Source organism: Catenulispora pinisilvae (genome assembly GCF_015356865.1).
GTDB classification, from domain to species: domain Bacteria; phylum Actinomycetota; class Actinomycetes; order Streptomycetales; family Catenulisporaceae; genus Catenulispora; species Catenulispora pinisilvae.
In genome coordinates this window covers 1-3368 of the sequence record NZ_JAAFZA010000451.1, presented here as the reverse complement: position 1 = coordinate 3368, position 3368 = coordinate 1, and the positions used below count along the sequence as shown (strand labels likewise).

At 71.3% G+C, this 3368-nt stretch carries 4 protein-coding genes; 2 read left to right on the top strand and 2 right to left on the bottom strand.

What is annotated here, in order from left to right:
* On the top strand, window positions 1-929 hold a 929-nt coding region (gene rarD / locus IZR01_RS48730), incomplete at its 5' end, for an EamA family transporter RarD (protein WP_194927840.1).
* On the opposite strand, the gene IZR01_RS48725 is transcribed toward rarD, so the two are convergent.
* Window positions 854-1321 (bottom strand): MarR family winged helix-turn-helix transcriptional regulator, encoded by a 468-nt coding sequence (locus IZR01_RS48725; protein ID WP_194927839.1) that lies wholly within the window; start codon window positions 1319-1321, stop codon window positions 854-856. The genes rarD and IZR01_RS48725 overlap by 76 nt on opposite strands.
* A 56-nt stretch (window positions 1322-1377) precedes the next feature.
* Between IZR01_RS48725 and IZR01_RS48720 the strand changes: the two genes are divergently transcribed.
* The gene (locus tag IZR01_RS48720; protein WP_228561427.1) at window positions 1378-2190 is read left to right on the top strand and encodes an alpha/beta fold hydrolase; all 813 of its coding nucleotides are present in this window, start codon (window positions 1378-1380) and stop codon (window positions 2188-2190) included.
* A gap of 88 nt (window positions 2191-2278) precedes the next feature.
* Here IZR01_RS48720 and IZR01_RS48715 read toward each other — a convergent pair whose 3' ends face one another.
* Window positions 2279-3238 (bottom strand): polyprenyl synthetase family protein, encoded by a 960-nt coding sequence (locus tag IZR01_RS48715; RefSeq protein ID WP_194927841.1) that lies wholly within the window; start codon window positions 3236-3238, stop codon window positions 2279-2281.
* Between the last annotated feature and the right edge of the window lie 130 nt (window positions 3239-3368).

Genomic DNA, 3368 nt, shown 5'->3' with positions numbered 1-3368 from the left:
TGTTCCCGCTGTACTGGCCGCTGCTGGAGCCCGCGGGGGCCGGGGAGATCCTGGCGCACCGGATGGCGTGGTCGCTGCTGGCCGTGCTCGTGCTGCTGGCGCTGCGGCGGGTGCCGGAGGGGACGACTCGGTGGGGGTGGGTGCGCGGGATCGTGCGGGCGCCGCGCAAGCTCGCGCTGCTCGCCGGGGCCGCGCTGGCCATCTCCGTGAACTGGTTCGTCTACATCTGGTCGGTGAACCACGGGCACACCGTCGACACCGCGTTCGGGTACTTCATCAACCCGCTGGTGACCGTGCTGTTCGGGGTGTTCGTACTGCGGGAGCGGCTGCGGCGGTTGCAGTGGGCCGCGGTCGGGGTCGGGGCGGTCGCGGTCCTGGTGCTGGCCGCGGGGTACGGGAAGGCGCCGTGGATCGCCCTGGTGCTGGCCGGGAGTTTCGGGACGTACGGGCTGCTCAAGAAGCTCGTGGCGGTGCCCGCCGCCGAGGCGATGGCGATCGAGAGTTCGCTGCAGTTCGTGCCGGCCGTCGGATATCTGGTGTGGCTCGGCGCGCACGGGACGCTCGATTTCGGGCAGCACGCCGGCAACACCGCGCTGCTGGTGCTCGCCGGGCCGGTGACCGTGCTGCCGCTGATCGCGTTCGGCGCGGCGGCCAACCGGCTCCCGCTGTCGATGGTCGGGCTGTTGCAGTTCCTGGCACCGATCCTGCAGTTCCTGTGCGGGGTGCTGGTGCAGCACGAGGCGGTGCCGCCGGCCCGGCTGGCCGGGTTCCTGATCGTCTGGGCCGCGCTGGTGCTGCTGACCGTGGACGCGCTGCGCGGGGCCCGGCGCTCCGGTCGCGGTGAGCTGCCCGGTCAGTCCACGTCCACATCCGACAGCTCGTCCAGCATGCACGACAGCACCTTGACGCAGGCGTCCACGTCGGCCTGAGTCAGATCGCCGCCGACCTGGCCGAGCAGCCCGTGCTCGCGGGCGATCACCGCCTCGATGACGGTGCGGCCGGCCTCGGTGAGCCGGATCAGCGAGGACCGCCGGTGCGCCGGGTTCGGGACGGCCTCGACGAACCCGCGCTCGGCCGCGTCGTTCACCATCCGCTGCACGAACTGCCGGCTCAACGCCTGCGCCCGGCCCATCTGCGGCACGGTCATCGGCCCGCCCTGGCGCAGCAGGTCCAGCACCATGCGCACGCCGGCGCCGACGCCCTCGATCTCCTGGCTCGTCTCGACTTTCCGCAGCACGCGCCGATACAGCGGCCCGACCAGCAGATAGACGTCGGCGAGCCGCAAGGCCAGGCCCTCGGGTGCGAGCGGGTCATCAGTCACACCTCATTATGACACCTGGGTTGCCAACTCCTCGCGAGAATGGCACCTTAGGTGTCATGAACGAGATCGAGTACGCGCCCCTCGCCGACGGCGGCCGGCTGGCCTATCGCGACGCGGGCACCGGTCCCCTCGTAGTCCTCCTGCACGGCGGCTTCCTCGACCACCGCCAGTGGAACGCGCAGCTGGAGACCCTGCCCGCGCGCTACCGCGTGATCGCCCCCGACGCCCGCGGCCACGGCGACAGCAGCAACGCCGCGGCCACCTTCCGGCACACCGACGACGTCGCGGCCCTGATCCGCCACCTCGACGCCGGCCCGGCGGTGCTGATCGGCATCTCGATGGGCGCCGCGACCGCCACCGACACCGCCCTGGAACACCCGGAACTGGTGCGCGCGCTGGTGGTCAGCGGAGCCGGCACCAGCGAGCCGGAGTTCGCGGACGGCTGGACCCACAAGACGTTGGAGAAGATCTGGCCGACGCTGTTCGCCGGCGATCTCAAGGGCGCCCTGGCCGTCTGGAACGAGTTCACCAGCGGTCCGCACCGTTCCCTGGCCGACCTCGACCCCGCCATCCCGGCGCTGGTCGAGGAGATGACCATGAAGACCTGGCTGAAGCACACCGCCGACGAGCAGGACTGGTCGGTGCACGCCGAGGACACCTGGGCCCGGGCCGCCAAGCTGACCATCCCGGTGCTGGCGGTGATCGGCGGCTCGGACTCCGACGACCACCGGCACAACGCCGAACGGCTGGCCGACAGCGTCGCCGGCGGCCGCAAGGCCACCATCGGCGACGCGGCGCACTACCCGAACATGGAACACCCGGGCGAGTTCGACGCGCTCGTCACCGAGTTCATCGACGCGCTGGCCTGAAGACCGGCCGACGGAAACCAGGAGGGGAGACAAAGCGCGCCGACGACATCCGTCGTCGGCGCGCTTTTCGGTCTTCCCCGACCGGCTATCAGGTGGTCCGGGAGATCACCACGTCGCACAGCGCCCGCAGCGCCTCCTTGGCCGGGATCTCCGCCAGCGGATCCAGCACCGCCTTCGCCTTCTGCGCGTAGCCGCGCACGACGTCCCGCGCCTGCTCCATGCTCGGGTGCGCGCGCAGCAGTTCCAGCGCCTCGGCGAAGGCCTCGTCGTCGGCCGCCAGATCGGTCCGCAGCAGTTCCTGGAGCCGGCCGGTGTCCGGGTCGGCGGAGCCGTCCATCGCCAGCGCGATCAGCATCGGCAGGGTGTGCACGCCCTCGCGCAGGTCCGTGCCCGGCGTCTTGCCGGACTGCTCGGACTCCGAGGCGATGTCCAGCAGGTCGTCGGAGAGCTGGAAGGCCACCCCGAACAGTTCGCCGAACTCGGCCAGTATCCGCTCCTGGTCGCTGGTGCAGCCGGCGAAGATCGCGCCGAACCGGCCGGAGGTGGCGATCAGCGAGCCGGTCTTGCCGGCCAGCACCTCCAGATGGTGCTCCACCGGGTTCTGACCGTTCTTCGGGCCCACCGACTCCGCGATCTGCCCACTCACCAGCCGCTCGAAGGTCTCGGCCTGTATCCGCACGGCATCCGGGCCCAACTCCGAGAGCAGGGTCGAGGCCCGGGCGAACAGGAAGTCGCCGGACAAGATGGCCAGTGAGTTGTCCCAGCGCTGGTTGGCCGAGGCCACCCCGCGGCGCAGCGCCGCCTCGTCCATCACGTCGTCGTGGTACAGGGTGGCCAGGTGGGTCAGCTCCACCACCACCGCGGCCTCCACGATGCCGGCCCGGGCCGGGTCGCCGAACTGCGCGGCCAGCAGGACCAGCAGCGGCCGGGTGCGCTTGCCGCCGGCCTGCGCCAGGTGCGAGGTGATCTCGCTGATGTAGGCGTGGTCGCTGCGGGTGTAGTTCAGCAGCACCTCCTCCACCCGGAGCAGGCCGTCCTTCAAGGCCATGGACAGGGCTTCGTCCTGCTGCAGGGCGATTGCGTACGGACCCCAGCCCTGCGACGTCTGAAGAAGCGGCGGGGTCAGCGTGCCGGGAGTACTCACTGCGGCGGCCTTCCAGGTCGGGGCGGTGGTGGGC

What these genes read in the sequence shown, in the direction of transcription:
- IZR01_RS48720 (WP_228561427.1), top strand. Translation starts at nt 1,378, where the DNA reads ATGAACGAGATCGAGTACGCGCCCCTCGCCGACGGCGGCCGGCTGGCC.
- IZR01_RS48715 (WP_194927841.1), bottom strand. Translation starts at nt 3,238, where the DNA reads ATGGCCTTGAAGGACGGCCTGCTCCGGGTGGAGGAGGTGCTGCTGAAC.